Origin of the sequence: Domibacillus iocasae, from assembly GCF_001750285.1 — a bacterium.
Lineage (GTDB): Bacteria > Bacillota > Bacilli > Bacillales > Domibacillaceae > Domibacillus > Domibacillus iocasae.
On the sequence record NZ_MAMP01000021.1, the window covers coordinates 174,995 to 191,216 of the forward strand.

The 16,222-nt window shown below is 47.3% G+C and carries 14 protein-coding genes and 1 pseudogene; 9 read left to right on the top strand and 6 right to left on the bottom strand.

The window, feature by feature from the left end; all coding sequences use genetic code 11:
* The gene (locus tag BA724_RS09610) at nt 1-492 is read right to left on the bottom strand and encodes a hypothetical protein (protein ID WP_069938450.1); all 492 of its coding nucleotides are present in this window, start codon (nt 490-492) and stop codon (nt 1-3) included.
* A 173-nt stretch (nt 493-665) separates the two neighbouring features.
* Between BA724_RS09610 and BA724_RS09615 the strand changes: the two genes are divergently transcribed.
* From BA724_RS09615 to BA724_RS09640, 6 genes are read left to right on the top strand one after another with little or no spacing between them, the layout of a single operon-like run.
* Nucleotides 666-2,042, top strand: a complete 1,377-nt coding sequence (locus tag BA724_RS09615) for an NAD(P)-dependent oxidoreductase (protein ID WP_069938660.1) — start codon at nt 666-668, stop codon at nt 2,040-2,042.
* 16 nt (nt 2,043-2,058) lie between these two features.
* Entirely contained in the window at nt 2,059-3,321 is a 1,263-nt protein-coding gene (gene preA, locus BA724_RS09620; RefSeq protein WP_069938451.1) for an NAD-dependent dihydropyrimidine dehydrogenase subunit PreA, read from the top strand.
* A 20-nt stretch (nt 3,322-3,341) separates the two neighbouring features.
* On the top strand, nt 3,342-4,754 hold the full coding sequence (hydA, locus tag BA724_RS09625; RefSeq protein ID WP_069938452.1) for a dihydropyrimidinase: 1,413 nt from the start codon (nt 3,342-3,344) through the stop codon (nt 4,752-4,754).
* A 26-nt stretch (nt 4,755-4,780) separates the two neighbouring features.
* Nucleotides 4,781-6,259 carry an NCS1 family transporter gene (locus BA724_RS09630; protein ID WP_069938453.1) on the top strand — a complete coding sequence of 493 codons (1,479 nt, stop codon included), beginning with the start codon at nt 4,781-4,783 and terminating at the stop codon, nt 6,257-6,259.
* A 15-nt stretch (nt 6,260-6,274) separates the two neighbouring features.
* On the top strand, nt 6,275-6,535 hold the full coding sequence (locus BA724_RS09635; protein WP_069938454.1) for a hypothetical protein: 261 nt from the start codon (nt 6,275-6,277) through the stop codon (nt 6,533-6,535).
* Nucleotides 6,536-6,551: 16 nt separating this feature from the next.
* Nucleotides 6,552-7,859, top strand: a complete 1,308-nt coding sequence (locus BA724_RS09640; protein WP_425389017.1) for an aminotransferase — start codon at nt 6,552-6,554, stop codon at nt 7,857-7,859.
* A 121-nt stretch (nt 7,860-7,980) separates the two neighbouring features.
* Here the strand turns inward: BA724_RS09640 and BA724_RS09645 are convergent, their stop codons facing one another.
* Entirely contained in the window at nt 7,981-8,226 is a 246-nt protein-coding gene (locus tag BA724_RS09645) for a hypothetical protein (protein WP_069938455.1), read from the bottom strand.
* Between the two features lie 292 nt (nt 8,227-8,518).
* Here BA724_RS09645 and BA724_RS09650 point away from each other — a divergent pair, with 292 nt between their 5' ends.
* Together BA724_RS09650 and BA724_RS09655 are read left to right on the top strand one after the other, a co-directional pair.
* Entirely contained in the window at nt 8,519-9,031 is a 513-nt protein-coding gene (locus tag BA724_RS09650; protein ID WP_069938456.1) for a hypothetical protein, read from the top strand.
* A 74-nt stretch (nt 9,032-9,105) separates the two neighbouring features.
* Nucleotides 9,106-9,978, top strand: a complete 873-nt coding sequence (locus tag BA724_RS09655; RefSeq protein ID WP_069938457.1) for an SGNH/GDSL hydrolase family protein — start codon at nt 9,106-9,108, stop codon at nt 9,976-9,978.
* 43 nt (nt 9,979-10,021) lie between these two features.
* Here BA724_RS09655 and gdhA read toward each other — a convergent pair whose 3' ends face one another.
* Both gdhA and BA724_RS09665 read right to left on the bottom strand, forming a co-directional pair.
* Nucleotides 10,022-11,401: an NADP-specific glutamate dehydrogenase gene (gene gdhA, locus BA724_RS09660; protein ID WP_069938458.1), complete on the bottom strand. Its 1,380-nt coding sequence runs from the start codon at nt 11,399-11,401 to the stop codon at nt 10,022-10,024.
* Nucleotides 11,402-11,678: 277 nt separating this feature from the next.
* A complete protein-coding gene (locus tag BA724_RS09665) occupies nt 11,679-13,016 on the bottom strand; it encodes a sodium-dependent transporter (RefSeq protein WP_069938459.1) in 1,338 nt (445 codons plus the stop codon).
* Nucleotides 13,017-13,151: 135 nt separating this feature from the next.
* Between BA724_RS09665 and purU the strand changes: the two genes are divergently transcribed.
* Complete coding sequence (purU, locus tag BA724_RS09670) at nt 13,152-14,060, top strand: formyltetrahydrofolate deformylase (protein ID WP_069938460.1); 909 nt, start codon at nt 13,152-13,154, stop codon at nt 14,058-14,060.
* Between the two features lie 71 nt (nt 14,061-14,131).
* Here purU and BA724_RS18000 read toward each other — a convergent pair.
* A pseudogene (locus tag BA724_RS18000) lies at nt 14,132-14,307 on the bottom strand (manganese catalase family protein); the annotation flags it as partial.
* 58 nt (nt 14,308-14,365) lie between these two features.
* A complete protein-coding gene (locus BA724_RS09675; protein WP_169818535.1) occupies nt 14,366-15,991 on the bottom strand; it encodes an ABC1 kinase family protein in 1,626 nt (541 codons plus the stop codon).
* Nucleotides 15,992-16,222: the final 231 nt, after the last annotated feature.

Sequence of the window (16,222 nt, forward strand, 5' to 3'; positions counted from 1 at the left end):
TCACGCCTCCTCTTTACCTAAACATGATTCTTTTATCCCTTTTTTTACCTCAAACGACGATTCTATCTGCACAGTATAGTGGAATTCGCCTTTTTCGAGCACCGCGTCCATAACCATGGCGCGCTCCCTTCCAAGCCAAACTTGATCCAGCACATCAAAAGCCGGTGTCAAGTAACCCTTTTCATATAAAAAGCTGTATGCATCAATTTTCGGGTATAAAAATCGTTTCTTTCCTTGCTTTGTGCGCAATGCGGGAAATGCCTGTTTTTCGTCAATCACTTCACCAAGATATCCTTCATCCGCCCATCGTTTAATTGTAGACATATTTAATTCGCGTCCGGTGTGACGATGAACGCGTTCAATGATTTCTTTGGACGACAAAAACTGTTTGCGCATTTCTTCCTGTTCAGCCACAACGGCCAGCTGACCACGCAGCTGCTCCAATTCTATCTCATATTCGGTTATTCTCTGTTCCAATTCATTTTTTTTCACGGCCGTCACTTCTCCCGTTGTTAGTCTCTTTATCGTACAACAAATGAATATCGCTTGTCAGAAAATATACCAAAAACGATGTTAATTTTTTTTGTTTGCTGTATAAATATTTTAAGATGCAATCAATGAATAATCAATAGACATAAAAATGCAAGGGGGAATGAAAAATGCACATGAATCGAATGAAAGATCGGTCTGTTTCTTTAACGGACCTGACAAAAAACTTTCTTGAGATCGAGCCGGATTTAACGGCTAAAGAAGCGCTGGATGAAGCGAACCGCTGTCTTTATTGCTACGATGCGCCGTGTATTACGGCTTGTCCGACATCCATTAATATTCCTTCGTTTATTAAAAAAATCGCGTCCGGCAATTTAAAAGGGTCCGCCAAAGTCATTATGGAAGCCAACCCCGTGGGTGCAAGCTGTGCACGGGTTTGTCCAACGGAAGAGTTGTGTGAGGGAGCGTGCGTCCTAAATAACGCATCACAGCCGATTATGATTGGCAACTTGCAGCGGCACGCAACAAATTGGGCCATACATAACAACGCGCAGCTGTTTAAAGCAGGAATGAAAAATGGCAAGTCGGTCGCTATTATCGGCGGCGGGCCTGCTGGATTGTCATCAGCACGTGAACTGGCCCGGCTGGGGTTTGACGTGACGATTTTTGAAGCGAAAGAGAAAGCGGGCGGTCTTGATACACATGGCATCGTTTCGTTTCGTCTTCCACAGCGCGTATCCATGTGGGAGGTGGAGCAGGTGGAAAGCCTGGGGGTAATGATTCGGACAAATGTAATGGTAGGCCGCGATATTGAGCCGGATGAAATTTTGAACACATACGATGCTGTTGTACTGGCGGTTGGAATGGCAAATGTTCCACTGGTCGGTATGGAAGGCGAAACAGTACAGGGCGTATATGATGCAATTGAATTTGTCGAATCAACGAAAACGCCGCCGATGGATACTCATTTAATCGGCAAAAAAGTCGTCGTTATTGGCGCCGGCAACACGGCAATTGATGCGGCAACGTGTTCAGTAAGACTTGGTGCCGCCGATGTGAAGATGCTGTATCGCCGAACGGAAGCGGAGATGACGGCATACGAATTTGAATATGAATTTGCGAAGCAGGAAGGCGTGGAATTCCGCTGGCTGACACAGCCGGTTGGCATTATCCAAAACGACGAAGGGGAGGTAACAGGGGTCAAATGCATTCGAATGGAGCTTGAGGCAGCAGACGAGTCAGGACGCCGCCGGCCGATGCCGGTTAAAGGGTCGGAATTTACGGTAGAAGCAGACGCCGTGATTCGAGCAATTGGCCAGACCCGATATGTGAGATTGATTGAAGCGTTTGGCTTAACACATAAATGGGGCACGGTCAAAGTCGACTCCAATACGTACCAAACGTCTAACAAAAAAGTGTATGCGGCCGGCGACGTTATTTTCGGCGATGGACAGGGCGATGCAATGGTCGTCTCAGCAGCTGAACAAGGAAAGCAGACCGCGTATTCTATTTACGAACAGCTTGTCGGAAGCGGCATGGCGCAAACATCTTAAAAGGGGGAGATCGGTAATGGCAGACTTACGAGTAAATTTTGCGGGAATTCAAGCACCAAATCCATTTTGGCTTGCATCCGCACCGCCGACCAATTCAGGCTATCAAGTGCAGCGCGCATTTGAAGCAGGCTGGGGCGGCGCGGTTTGGAAGACACTTGGCGATCCTGTTATTAATACGTCTTCCCGGTTTGCGGCCATGCATTTTAATGGCCAGCGGGTGGCGGGGTTTAACAATATTGAATTAATTACGGATCGTCCTCTTGAAGTAAATCTAAAAGAAATTTATGAAACAAAAAAAAGATTTCCGAATCATGCGGTGATCGCTTCACTTATGGTGGAGCCAAAGCAGGAAAAGTGGCATGAAATTGTTAAAAAAGTGGAAGCGGCCGGCGTAGATGGCCTTGAATTAAACTTTGGCTGCCCGCACGGTATGGCAGAACGCGGCATGGGTGCGGCATCCGGACAGGTGCCGGAACTTGTGGAAAAACAGACGAGGTGGGCAAAAGAAGCAGCCAATACACCGGTGATTGTGAAGCTGACACCGAATATCACTGATATTACCGCAACGGCCTGGGCGGCGGTGCAGGGCGGCGCGGATGCGATCAGTATGATTAATACAATTAACAGTCTCGCCGGCGTGGATCTTGATTCGTGGAATACCGTGCCGAATGTGGCCGGAAAAGGAGCGCATGGCGGCTACTGCGGTCCAGCAGTCAAACCGATTGCGTTAAACATGGTCGCGGAATGCGCCCGCAACCCGGAAATTAATATACCGATTTCTGGTATTGGCGGTATTTCCAACTGGAAAGATGCGGCTGAGTTTATCTTGATGGGAGCAGGCAGCGTGCAGGTTTGTACGGCGGCCATGCACCATGGCTTCAGCATTGTAGAAGACATGATTGACGGCCTAAACAACTATTTGGACGACAAGCAGCTTGCGTCCGTTGAAGAACTGATTGGCCGAACGGTGCCCCGCTACTCTGATTGGGGCAACCTCGACTTGAACTATAAAATTGTCGCCAGCATTAACAAAGATACGTGCATTAACTGCAACAAATGCCATATCGCCTGTGAAGACACAGCCCATCAATGCATCGATATGCTGACGTCGCCGGATGGAAACAAATATTTGCAGGTGCGCGAAGAAGACTGCGTTGGCTGCAACCTTTGCTCGATTGTCTGTCCGGTAGACGGAGCAATCGATATGATTGAAATTCCAAACGGTCCGCCGATGACGTGGAATGAACGCCAGACAGCCATTGAACAGCCAATCGCTTAATAAAAAAGGAGCGGATCGAGATGAAAAAGATGATTAAAAACGGTGTAATTGTGACAGCGACGGATCAATACGAGGCAGACGTTTTCATTGAAAAGGGCAAAATCGCTAAAATTGGTGCCCATCTCGATGACGCAGCGGATGAAGTTATCGACGCGAAAGGCGCATTCCTTTTCCCTGGTGGCATTGACCCGCACACGCACCTTGATATGCCATTCGGCGGCACGGTAACCGCAGATGATTTTGAAACGGGCACTATTGCAGCAGCGTTCGGGGGTACGACAACGGTCATCGACTTTTGCCTGACGAATAAAGGAGAGCCGCTGCAGGGTGCGATAAATACGTGGCACGAAAAGTCGAAAGATAAAGCCGTCATCGACTACGGCTTTCACTTAATGATCGGGGAAGTGAATGATGATGTGCTGGCGGAAATTCCGGATGTGATTGAAAAAGAAGGGATTACGTCATTTAAAGTGTTTATGGCTTATAAAAACGTATTTCAGGCGGACGATGCGACGCTGTTTCGAACACTGCTAACAGCAAAAGAACACGGGGCGCTCGTGATGGTTCATGCAGAAAACGGGGATGTTATTGACTACCTTGTGACCGATGCGCTCCAAAAAGGCCACACCGATCCCATTTATCACGCATTGACCCGGCCGCCGGAAGTGGAAGGGGAAGCAACGGGACGGGCTGCCGCACTAACCGGTCTTGCCAATTCACAGCTGTACGTCGTTCACGTGTCGTGTGCCGAAGCGGCCAATAAAATTGCCGAAGCACGCCAGAAAGGCTTTCAAGTTTGGGGGGAAACGTGTCCGCAATATTTGCTTCTTGATCAAAATGATTTAGAAAAACCGAATTTTGAAGGAGCAAAGTATGTCTGGTCCCCGCCGCTGCGTGAAAAATGGAACCAGGACGTTTTATGGGATGCGCTGAAAAACGGCCAGCTGCAAACGATCGGCTCTGATCAGTGCTCGTTTAATTTCAATGGCCAAAAAGACCTCGGGAAAGACGACTTTACAAAAATTCCAAACGGCGGACCGATCATTGAAGACCGATTCAGCCTGCTATTTTCAGAAGGAGTGAAAAAAGGGCGTATTTCCATTCATCAGTTTGTGGACCTTGTCTCGACCCGTTCGGCCAAGTTATTCGGCTTGTTCCCGCAAAAAGGAACGATCGCCGTAGGCAGTGACGCAGATATCGTTATTTTTGATCCGGACAAAGAACGGACCATTTCTGCCGAAACGCATCATATGAATGTTGATTACAGTGCATTTGAAGGGATGAAAGTGACAGGCGAACCGGTCTCCGTACTTTCACGCGGTGAATTTGTTATTCGGGACCGGGAATTTACCGGCAAGCCAGGCAGCGGCCAGTATATAAAACGAAGCCGCTACAATAGTACGCAGACCCGCCAGGCGATAACTGTTCAATAACAACTAAATACGAGGAGGAATGACAAATGAAAAAGTCCAGCCGTTATTTAAAATCTCCGGATTTATTGCCGATTGCTCATAGCGACCGTAAAATTGGCACCTTTGGTTTTGCGCTCATGTGGGTCGGGATGGCGGTTGTTTTAGCTGCTTTTGCAATTGGAGGAGCAGCCGTCGAACAGATGCCGCTTTCATGGGTGCTCGCCGCGTCCTTTATCGGCTGTGTGCTGATCGGCCTTTTCATCTCGGTCATTGCCGATATTGGTATTGAGCATGGATTGTCATTCCCCGTATACATGAGGGCGCCCTTTGGAACGGTCGGAACGCATATCCCATCCGCTATCCGCGGCATTGCCGCATCCATGTGGTTCGGGATTAACACGTATTTTGGCGCAATGGCGATTAATGGAATTTTAAACATTTTATTTGGCTTTGATAACTGGTTCGTCTGCTTTCTTGCCTTTGTCGCTGTACAGGTCGCAAATACGATTATTGGAATTAAGTCAATTGAAAAATTCGCGGATTTAGCTGCGCCGGTCATTATTTTAATTTCGCTTTGGATGTACGTGACATTGGCCGACCAAGCTGCCGCAGCTGATAAAAACGTCTGGTCGTGGGTGGAAAATCCACTGACTGGGGGGTTGTTGTTTAACGCATTCATGGTCGTCATTCTTGGGAACATGGGTTATTGGTCTACACTGGCAGCCGATATTTCGTCGATTTCACGTTTTATTAAAGCACCGCAGTTTGAACGAAGCTGGGTGAAACGCAATAAAAGTGTGCTTGTTGGCAGCTTGATTGCTATGCCGCTTACACAAACGTTTGTGGTCGCTATTGGCGGTGTCGCCTTCATTGCGGTTGGCAACTATGATCCGGTAGCAGCGTTGCAGGAAACATCAAGTGGGATTGTGCTGGCGATCTTGCTGCTGATGATCGTGTTTGCGCAGTGGTCGACGAATACAGCTGCAAACTTAGTTCCGGCTGCGACCGTATTCTCGAATATCGGCGGACCGAAAGTGCCTTTTTACATTGGCGTATTGGCGGCTGGCGTAATCGGGATGGTCACACAGCCGTGGAATTTGTTTAACGTACTTATGCCGTTTTTGCTCGTTGCTGGCGGTATACTTGCCTCCATTGTCGGCATTTTATTTGCTGATTACTATTTAATCCGCAAACGCCGTGTGAATGTACCGGATTTATATGAAATGGATGGACAGTACCGCTACCATTACGGCGTCAACTGGGCCGGTATTATTTCCTGGGTAATCGGCGGCGCGCTCGCCGTCACGTTTTCAACGTATTCATTTTTTATGGGCTTTGCGGTCGGAGCTGCTGCATATTATGTACTGGCAAAGTTTTGGTGGTTTAATAAATACCCACAGGCTGAGCTTGAAGACCCGGACGATGACAAATACCTCGGTGTGACCGTTGGGCGTGACTGGACTATTCCGTTAGAAGGCGAACCGGCTGCCGAAGAGCTTCCGGCTGCCGTGGGCGAAAAACTGTAAAGGGGGCGTGTTTTTATGTCGGACTACAAAGGGTTTTTAAAGGAAAAAAACGCCGTTGACGAACTTATTCAGGACGGTTACCGCATCATTGCGGTGAAAGAAACGCTTGAAGGGGATTTCATCGAATTTGAACGGCATCTCGAACGAAAAGAATTGCAGCTGCTGACGGCGGACGCGCGCAAATACATCGGGACGATTATTGTCGAGGCGAAAAGAGGTGGACATATTGATTCATACGGCGGAGCATTCGAGCAAGCTGGCGCAGCAGGATCGTGACCATCTTTGGCACGCGATGGTCAAGTTTAATGAGCAGGCATCACCACTCATGGCGGTCAGTGGAGACGGTGCCTGGTTTACCGCCGCAGATGGAAATCGGTATATGGACGGCGTATCCGGCCTTTGGTGCTTAAACTTAGGTCATGGCCGAAAAGAAATTGCGCAGGTGGTGTACGATCAACTGATGAATGTTTCCTATTTCCCGCTGACCATGAGTCATGAGCCAGCAATTGAACTATCGGCTAAATTAAGTGAGCTGCTCGGAGCGCCGTACACAACCTTTTTTACGTGCAGCGGCTCGGAAGCCAATGAAGCGGCGTTTAAAATTGCCCGGCAGTATCATGCACAAACCGGCAAGCCGGAAAAGATAAAGATCATTTCCCGCTACCGGGCGTATCACGGCTCAACGCTTGGTGCATTAAGCGCTACGGCACAGGCGAACCGGAAGCTGAAATACGGAGCGGAGGCGCCGGGTTTTCTTCACGTGCCGCCTCCATATGCCTACCGGCCGTCATTTGAAGATGATCTTGCTGCCGCTAATCACATTGAAAACGTGATCGAATGGGAAGGACCCGACACAATCGCCGCTGTTATTATGGAGCCGTTTATTTCCGGCGGCGGTGTTATCATTCCGACGCCGGCGTACTTGCAGCGGGTGGCGGAAATTTGCCGGAAACATAATGTGCTGCTCATTACCGATGAAGTTGTGTCCGGCTTTGGCCGCACCGGAAAAATGTTTGGCTTTATGCATTCGGAAGGCGTACAGCCGGACATTGTGACGATGGCGAAAGGCTTGACTGCTGGCTGCATGCCGCTCGGAGCAACAGCGGTTCGGGCGCATCTATATGACGCGTTTAAACAAGCAGAAGCGGGCTCTCATTTCCGTCACGTTTCCACATTCGGCGGTCATCCCGCTTCCTGCGCCGCGGCATTAAAAACAATTGAAATTTTAGAAGAGGAACAAATTCCGAATCGGGTGGCACGGCTTAGCCAGGACACAATGAAAGAATTAAACAGGCTTGAATCGTGCCAGATCGTCGGCGAAGTGCGCGGTGTCGGGTTCTTATACGGCATTGAAATCGTTGAGGATAAAAAAACGAAAGCCCCTGCATCTGAAGAAACAATGCTCGCCATTGTCGGTGGTTGTAAGGAAAAAGGGTTAATTATCGGGCGTAACGGCGATACAGTACCGGGTTATCAAAATATCTTAATCGTTGCCCCGCCGCTTTCTTCCACTGAAGAAGATTTACAATTTTTAGTTGATACTGTGAAAAATATTGTTAAAAAAGAGGCTGCAAAACAGTCGAATTCCGTAACGAGTTAAGTCTTAAACGAGTTTGCGAGCTGAATGCCTTCATTCCTATGAATGATCGCATTTTTCGCAAACTTTTTTCTTTGAGCCGGTCAAATGACCAGAAATCAGAATCGGGAGAAGAACATCGCTCTCAAAAGAAAAATAAGGCTTGCCCAATGACCAGTCCGGCGGTTCCAACAGCGGGGGCGATTTTCAATGTCATGACGCCGCTTGTTGTGGAAACGAGTGGATCCAGAGGGTCTTTAGTGGGTGAAGCGAGAAGGTGAATAAACCAATCCCAGCCTTTTGCTTTCATAGGGAAATCAGGAATGTCTACATGATATTCATCCAGTTTGGTTCGCAAATGGGATTCCTTTTTAAACGGGTCTTGATCCATTGAAATTTTCCTCCAACTCTTCTTTTAGTTGACGAACAGCTCTGTGCAGGCGGTGTCAAACACCTCTTTTTTTAGTTGTTACTTACTATACAAGTAAGGATGGATAAAGGTTCATTTAAATTGAACTATTTTTCAAATCGAGTTGCTGGGAAAGAGCAGCGAACCATTTCAGCGTGAGATTTTCTTCCAATATAATCAAAAGGCAAAAAGAAATGTGGTAAGCTGAAATCAATTTTCACAATATGGACGTTTGCCTGCCAGAGGAATCAATCGCGAATTGGAGGCTGAGACAATGAAAAGAACGGGGTATCGCGGCATTAGTTTTCAGGAAGCGGAACGGGTGGTGGCGAATCAGCATTATGAGCGAATGGAGAGGCGGCGGTTTCAGGATGGTCTTCAAGCGCGGTCTATTTTTGGTTCCGGCCTTTACTTGATTAGTGACGCCGTGCTCGCTGCTCAGTATGCGTTTTGTCATGCGGAAGCAGAAGGAGGCGGGCAGGCAGCAGTATTAAAACAGGAGATTGTGCTTGATCGGCCGCTTGTTATCAATTGCCGGTATTCTGAAACGCAGCTCCGGCAAGACGCACTTGATTGGAAATACAAAGGGAGACAGCTTCCGAATGTGCGGCCGGAACACGTTCACGCCTGGCTCGGCCGGACGACGAAAGAGTACGCGCTTGCCCATTCATTTGACGGCATCGTCTATCATTTAGATGATTCGCTCATTTATTATGTCGCATACTTTCAAGAAAAACAGGTCAGCGGCATTGATCTCGAATTTGTTTTTACAATGAATGGCGTATAAGACAGTTCATTCAAGCGTAAACGCCGCTTCTTTTGATACAATAAGAAGAAGACTCAACAGAGGAAGTGGCATACATGATTAGACGAAGCATGTTGTTATGCTTTTTTCTTATAAGCAGTATCACGCTGCCGGTGCAGGCATCCGCGATGAATTATGTGGCCATCGGGGATTCACTCGCGGCAGGACAGACACCGAACAGGGAAATTGGCGCGGGGTATGCGGATATGATTGCACTGGCACTGCAGCCAGAAGTCTTTTCCAAACAGCTTTCGGTGCCGGGGTATACGGTAGAGCAGGTCATTGGACAGGTGGACAGTGAAGTTGGCCAGAAAGCGATTCAATCGGCGGATTTGATTACGATTTCAGCTGGGGCCAACGATTTGCTGCCGCTTATCCAAAATGATTCAAACCGGGGGATGCTGTCATTTAATGCCGTCACAGCTGCTTTTTCGCTGAACGGAGTGCGGGAGGATTATGCGCTGCTGCTTGAGAAAATTGAGACGCTTAATCCGGATGCCGATGTGTATGCAATGGGTTATTATTTTCCGTATCCGCACGTGTTTGACCAGCATAAGCCGGCTGTCAGCAGGCAGCTGGACGTGCTGAACGAGATTATCGAGCAGGAAGCGGATAAAGCGGGAGCGGTGTTTGTTCCAGTTGCGGATCGGTTTGGGCTTGACGCAGCAGAGTACTTGCCGAATCCGGGGGATGTGCACCCAAATGAAGCGGGTTATTTAGAAATGGCCAATGCCTTTTTGGATATGTATGCACCGGGGATGCAATTGCCGGCTTCTATTCTAGAACAACTGCCGGAGCCCGTGTCGCTTTCGGAATTGCTGAAACAGCGGGAGGCGGCGGATGATGAGCCGGAAGAAACCAGTGAAGTTGAAGAAACGGCAGCGATTCAAGGCTGCACGAAAGAAGAAGTATACACTGCCGCACGATAAAAAAGGTATTCCCGGATATCCGGGAATACCTTTTTATTTTTAATTAAACGACACCTTGTGAAATCATCGCATCTGCGACTTTTACGAAGCCGGCAATGTTAGCGCCAACGACAAGGTTATCTTCATAGCCAAATTCAGCCGCCGCTTCTTTTGACTGCTTGTAAATGTTTTTCATAATGCCATGAAGTTTGGCATCTACTTCTTCAAATGTCCAAGGCACACGTGCGCTGTTTTGCGCCATTTCAAGAGCGGAAACCGCTACGCCGCCTGCATTGGCCGCTTTTGCCGGGGCAAAAAGAACACCGTTTTTCAAGAAAATATCGATTGCTTCAAGCGTTGAAGGCATATTCGCACCTTCACCGACAGCTTTTACGCCGTTGTTCACAAGAAGTTGTGCGGATTCTGCATCGATTTCATTTTGTGTTGCGCAAGGAAGGGCGATTTTACATGGAATGCTCCAAATGCCTGCGCAGCCTTCTGTGTAGGTTGCAGTCGGGTGGAAATTTACATATTCGCTGATGCGCTTACGTTCTACTTCTTTCAATTGCTTAACAGTAGCGATATCAATGCCGTTTTCATCATAAATGTAACCGCCTGAATCCGAGCATGCAACAACAGTTGCGCCAAGTTCTGTCGCTTTTTGTATCGCGTAAATGGATACATTTCCAGAGCCGGATACTACAACCGTACGTCCATTAAATGTTTTTCCTTTGTCGCGAAGCATTTCATCAACGAAGTAGACCGTTCCGAAGCCTGTTGCTTCTGTACGCGCAAGGCTTCCGCCGTATGCAATGCCTTTTCCTGTCAAGACGCCTGCTTCATAGCTGCCGCGAAGGCGTTTGTACTGACCAAACATGTAGCCGATTTCACGTGCACCGACACCAATGTCGCCGGCTGGTACGTCCACATCCGGACCGATATGGCGGTACAATTCTGTCATGAAGCTTTGTGTAAAGCGCATCACTTCATTGTCGGATTTTCCTTTCGGATCAAAGTCAGATCCGCCTTTACCGCCGCCGATCGGCTGGCCAGTTAATGAGTTTTTAAAAATTTGCTCAAACCCAAGGAATTTAATGATACTTGCATTAACAGACGGGTGGAAGCGAAGGCCGCCTTTATATGGTCCGATCGCACTGCTGAACTGAACACGGAAGCCGCGGTTTACCTGCACGTTGCCGTTATCATCTGTCCAAGGTACACGGAAAGAAATCACACGCTCCGGCTCTACCATGCGCTCTAAAATGTTATGCTGAATGTATTTTGGGTATTTCGCGAATACCGGTGTCAGCGATTCAAAGATTTCTTGAACCGCCTGGTGAAATTCATTTTCACCAGGATTGCGTTTTTTAACAATTTCAAACACATGGTCTACATATTGTTTAGCAGCCTGCATTTCTTGTGTTAATTCATTCGTAGTTGTCATTTTTATAATCTCCTTTGTACATAATAAACAATTTTCAGATAATATCATCATATTCTGAAAAAATGATGCCATCAATGCCTTAAAAAGATTGTATTGATATCATAAAGAGAATGATTTTTAGAAAAGAGAATAATAAACCTTTATTTTAATAAAAACCAGCTTTTTTAGATCGGAAATTAGCTAAAAAGAAAAGATGAAGGAAAATTGATCTCAATTTGAGAACAAATTAATAAAGCGTTCACGAAATAGTCAATATTCGTGAACGCTTTTATTATAATTACAATTGGCTGATCGTATACGCGAAAACGACCGCAATCGTAATCGGCACAAGCCAGCGCATAAGGGGCAGCCAGAACGTATAGGCTGCGCCAAGATTTCCTGCGCTTAATTCAAACTGTTCTTGTACAAGAGATTTATCCATTCGCCAAGCGATAAAAAGAGCGATAAGCAAATTGCCAAGCGGCAGCAGGATGTTGCTCACAAGATAATCGGTCATGTCAAAAATACTGCGCCCGAAATAAGAAATATCAGCTAGAACGCTAAAAGAAAGGGCCGCCGGAATACCAGCTAAAAAGACAACAATCCCGGAGATGAGTGCTGTTTTTTTACGGGAAGATTCTTTTCCTTTTGTAAAAGCCGCCGTAATGATTTCAAGCAGGCTGAACGACGATGTGAGCGTCGCAAATAAAAACAGCAATAAAAACATAAACAAAAACAATTCGCCGAATGGCATTTGTGAGAAGACCGCCGGCAGTACGACAAACAGAAGCCCTGGTCCTTCCGCTGGCTCTAAGCCAAAGGCAAAAACAGCCGGGAAAATGGCGAGACCAGCCAAAATTGAAACGAAAATATTCATAATTGCAACAGAACCTGCGGAGGATGGAATGCTGACGTCTTTTCCTAAATACGAGCTGTAGGTGACCATACAGGAAAATCCGACCGCAAGTGAGAAGAATGAATGCCCGAGTGCGTACAAAACTGCTTCCCCATTGATTTTTGAAAAGTCCGGCTGTAAGAAGAACGCCACACCTTCCAATGCTCCATCAAGTGTCAATGAGCGAATAACTAAAATGATAAAGAAAAGAAATAAACTGGGCATCATATATTTGCTGGCACGCTCAATCCCATTTTGAATGCCGGCTGCAATGACGATAATGTTCAGCAGCATAAACAGGGCATGTCCGCCAATCGTTAAGCCGGCATTTGTCGTGACAGCGCCAAACAGCGCCCCAGGATCGCCACCATCAATCACACCGCCATACAGGGAACGGACGGTATAAATAAGAACCCAGCCGCCGACAACACTGTAAAAAGACAGCAGTAAAAAGCAGCCGGCGACACCGAGTTTGCCGGTTACCGTCCAGAAGGAATCTGGTGCGAGTTTCTTATACGCGCTGACTGCCTCACGCCCGGATCCACGTCCAATAATAAATTCCGAAATAAGCATCGGCAGCCCGATCAGCATTGTAAAAAGAATAAATAAAAGCAAAAATGCTCCGCCGCCGCTCTGCCCGGTCACATACGGGAATTTCCATATGGCTCCGAGTCCGATCGCCGCACCGGCTGAGGATAAAATAAAGCCGATTTTAGACGACCATTGTTGCTGTTTTTCCAAAAAATCCGCCTCCCTTTACAAGTAAATTTTATTATTTTACTATAGCACGAATCGTATTCAGCGGCTGAATATATTTTCAAAGCGTAATGAATCGTTTATAATAAGTAAATTAAATTGATAACTGGAGTGTACAACATGACTGTAAACATAAATGCACGTGAAAACACATCGAACGGACAGAGCCGTTTTGCCAATCGCGGTCGGCTGCTCGTAAAGTGCCCGGATGGTCCCGGAATCGTGTCGGCGCTGTCAAGGTTTTTATTCGAACAAGGCGCGAACATTATTGAATCGAGCCAATACACAAGTGATCCGGAAGGCGGGACGTTTTTTATTCGTTTAGAATTTGACTGCGATGGATTAACAGAGAAGCGCGGCAAGATGGAAGCGGATTTTGTGATGCTGGCGAAAGACTTTGACATGGATTTCCGTTTTGCTTACAGCAATGACCGAAAAAAAACAGCTATTTTTGTTTCCAAAGAGCCACATTGTTTGTTAGAGCTTTTATGGGAATGGCAAAGCGGGGACCTGCAGACGGATATTGCGTTTGTGGCAGGAAACCATGAAGAAGCCCGCGGAATGGTTGAATCACTTGGGATCCCGTTCCATTACATCCCAGCGAACAAAGACATCCGCAAGCAGGTGGAAGAAGAGCAGTCGCGCCTAATTGAACAATACGATGTCGATGTTATTGTCCTGGCACGTTATATGCAAATTTTAACACCGGAGTTTGTCGAGAAATATCCGAACAAAATTATTAACATTCACCATTCGTTCCTGCCGGCATTTATCGGCGCGCGTCCATATGAGCGTGCATATAACCGTGGTGTAAAGCTAATCGGCGCAACGTCTCACTATGTAACAAATGATTTGGACGAAGGGCCGATCATTGAGCAGGATATTGAACGTGTGGATCATCGCGACCATGTAGCGGATTTGAAAAAAATCGGGCGCTCGATTGAACGACGCGTTTTAGCCCGTGCGGTAAAATGGCATTTAGAAGACCGGGTTATCGTACACGGGAACAAAACAATCGTGTTCCAATGAGAAAAAAGGATGTGCCAACTTTGGCGCATCCTTTTTTCTATCTTTTTCGCAAATTTCTTATAAAAGCAAACTAATCGTGCCACAAGGGCATAGAAAAGTTTCAGCTTCTTTTTCTGACGAAAGTTAAACGACTGGAATAAATAATTATTTAATGTAGACATTTCCCCGAGTTTGCCGCCGAGTTGACACAGCAGCCATCTTCAGGCGACGGAAGTGCGAGGGCCAGTCTATTTATGCGCTTGAACATAAAAAAGCCCTCCTTTTATTCACGCTCACACTATATGCGTAAAGAAGAGGGATGGTGCCTATTTTTGGAGAAAACGCCTATGGGCGCGAATCGACCGCCAGTAAAAAACAATGGACAAGATGAAAAGAGCAGGGCCTCCGTATAAAAGCGCAGTTTGTTCAGTCCAGAGAGCAGCGGGCACAGTCGGGAATGTAAGAGCTGTAAACAAAAGCGCATCCCGGCGGTTTTTCAGCAAATACCGCTCCATTTCAGCTTTTTCCCGGTGTGCGTCTTGCTGCTCACGGTGCCGGACCGGCTCATCGAGAGCGGACGACAGTTTTTGAGGAAGAGAAAGAAGCGGCCGCAGTGATTGAAGCAAAACCGTCTGTGGCGTCGTTTTTCCGGCATGCTGCTCAAGCCAGTTTAAAACCGGCTGCCGGCCAACTTTCATTAAATCAATATTCGGATCTAAAATATGCAAAAGACCGATAAACGTAGAGAACGCCCGTCCTAAAAACGCAAAACCAGCCGGCAGCTGCACTGGTTCCTGCTTGACAATCAGCTGTATTTCTTCCAGCAGCTGCCCGACGGCAAGATCATCCATTTTTGTGAAAGACTGCGATGTGTACGCATCGACCATCGCCTGGATCACACGTTTCAGCCGCACCTTGTCCGCATGCGGCAGTAAAAATTGCAAACCTTCAAGCCCGTCTACCACCTTCGTGTAGTCTTCCATTAAAATGCCTTCGATCATCGCGCGGATGTAGGTAGCATCAGCTGCTGGAAGCATGCCGACCATGCCGAAATCAATGAGTACAATCGTGCCATCTGCTCTTACTAATATATTGCCGGGGTGTGGATCTGCATGAAATCTGCCTTCCTGCAGCAACTGTTCTAAAAATATGGTGGTCAGGCGTTCGGCTAATGTATGCCGATCGATGCCGTTTTGTTCGAGGAAATTGAGATCCGTAATACGGGCGCCTTCAATCCACTCCATTACGAGCACACGCTTTGTAGAAATCTCACTGTTGTAGTCAGGGACGTCAACCTCATCAAATTGTTCATACCGCTTCTTAAAATAACGGCCGTTGGCAAGCTCGCTCCTAAAATCAAGCTCTGCTCCAATAACGGCGGTCATTTCACGGTATAAAGCAGGCAAGTCCGTCTGCCTGCCGAATTTCGTGAACCGTCCGGCGAGGCTCATGACGATCCTGACTGCTTTAAAGTCAACCGCGATAATTCGGTCAATATCCGGGCGCTGTACTTTCACCGCCACGTTTTCACCGGAATGAAGCGTTGCTTTATATACTTGGCCAATCGAAGCAGACGCGACCGGCTGCTCGTCAATATGAGCGAGAATCGTTTCAAACGGACCACTCCACTCCGTTTCCATGACCGCTTTGGCTTCTTTCCACTGAACGGCTGGCACGCGGTCAATTAAGTCTTCCAACTCCTCTAAAAACGCTTTTGGCATGACATCCGCCCGTGTGCTTAAAAACTGGCCGAGCTTAATAAGCAGCCCTTCCAGACGAAGAGCCGTCTGGCGATACTCTGCAGCCTGCTTTTTCACGAGCGCTTCCCATTTGCGGTTCGTTTCATCGGTCCACCTGCCACGGTGTCGTCTTTCAAATAACATCAGCTGAATAAAAAAAACAGCGGCCATTTTAACAATCATAAAAATACGGAAAAAGGCGATATTCGTCAAAAAATCCATCCTCTCCGGATACGTTTTTCAAAAGATAAAAAATACATATTTTTGGAAAATGCCCAGCTCCAAGCGCCATCGGCTCGAGATCATAAGCCCATCTCTTCTGGAAGCAAAAAGTGCCTCCGGCAGTGCTCGTTTTATGCTTGTCGCCGATAAACGAAACGGGCATTTTGCGCTTTTCTTAGTTTACCGGACGGGCGCCGCAGTTGTACAATTTCAGCTTTGGAA

What these genes read in the sequence shown, in the direction of transcription:
- hydA (WP_069938452.1), top strand. Translation starts at nt 3,342, where the DNA reads ATGAAAAAGATGATTAAAAACGGTGTAATTGTGACAGCGACGGATCAA.
- BA724_RS09645 (WP_069938455.1), bottom strand. Translation starts at nt 8,226, where the DNA reads ATGGATCAAGACCCGTTTAAAAAGGAATCCCATTTGCGAACCAAACTG.
- gdhA (WP_069938458.1), bottom strand. Translation starts at nt 11,401, where the DNA reads ATGACAACTACGAATGAATTAACACAAGAAATGCAGGCTGCTAAACAA.
- BA724_RS09635 (WP_069938454.1), top strand. Translation starts at nt 6,275, where the DNA reads ATGTCGGACTACAAAGGGTTTTTAAAGGAAAAAAACGCCGTTGACGAA.
- BA724_RS09640 (WP_425389017.1), top strand. Translation starts at nt 6,552, where the DNA reads ATGGTCAAGTTTAATGAGCAGGCATCACCACTCATGGCGGTCAGTGGA.
- BA724_RS09655 (WP_069938457.1), top strand. Translation starts at nt 9,106, where the DNA reads ATGATTAGACGAAGCATGTTGTTATGCTTTTTTCTTATAAGCAGTATC.
- BA724_RS09650 (WP_069938456.1), top strand. Translation starts at nt 8,519, where the DNA reads ATGAAAAGAACGGGGTATCGCGGCATTAGTTTTCAGGAAGCGGAACGG.
- BA724_RS09630 (WP_069938453.1), top strand. Translation starts at nt 4,781, where the DNA reads ATGAAAAAGTCCAGCCGTTATTTAAAATCTCCGGATTTATTGCCGATT.
- preA (WP_069938451.1), top strand. Translation starts at nt 2,059, where the DNA reads ATGGCAGACTTACGAGTAAATTTTGCGGGAATTCAAGCACCAAATCCA.
- purU (WP_069938460.1), top strand. Translation starts at nt 13,152, where the DNA reads ATGACTGTAAACATAAATGCACGTGAAAACACATCGAACGGACAGAGC.
- BA724_RS09615 (WP_069938660.1), top strand. Translation starts at nt 666, where the DNA reads ATGAATCGAATGAAAGATCGGTCTGTTTCTTTAACGGACCTGACAAAA.